This window comes from Enterobacter sp. UNJFSC 003, from assembly GCF_036903355.1.
In the GTDB taxonomy this organism is placed as follows: Bacteria; Pseudomonadota; Gammaproteobacteria; order Enterobacterales; family Enterobacteriaceae; genus Enterobacter.
The window spans coordinates 1-354 of sequence record NZ_JBAKHK010000067.1; the positions used below are offsets into that span (position 1 = coordinate 1).

At 55.1% G+C, this 354-nt stretch carries 1 protein-coding gene and 1 pseudogene; both read left to right on the top strand.

Annotation, left to right across the window (positions count from 1 at the left end; translation table 11 throughout):
• Window positions 1-127, top strand: a 127-nt coding sequence (locus V5P19_RS23110) for a winged helix-turn-helix domain-containing protein (protein WP_334407857.1), incomplete at its 5' end; no start/stop codon positions are given.
• Window positions 127-354, top strand: a pseudogene (locus V5P19_RS23115) (two-component system sensor histidine kinase CreC); the annotation flags it as partial. The gene V5P19_RS23110 and the pseudogene V5P19_RS23115, both read left to right, overlap by 1 nt.

The following is a 354-nucleotide window of genomic DNA, read 5'->3' on the forward strand; positions in this document are numbered from 1 at the left end:
GGACACCTACGATCGCACCGTTGATACCCACATTAAAACGTTGCGTGCCAAGCTGCGCGCCATCAACCCCGATCTTTCACCGATTAATACTCATCGCGGCATGGGATATAGCCTGAGGGGCCTGTAATGCGTATCGGCATGCGGTTGCTGCTGGGCTATTTTTTACTGGTGGCGGTGGCGGCCTGGTTCGTACTGGCTATTTTTGTCAAAGAAGTTAAACCGGGAGTGCGAAGAGCAACGGAGGGGACGTTAATCGATACCGCAACGTTGCTGGCGGAGCTGGCGCGTCCCGATTTGCTCTCTGGGGACCCAACGCATGGGCAACTGGCGCAGGCGTTTAATCAGCTACAACAT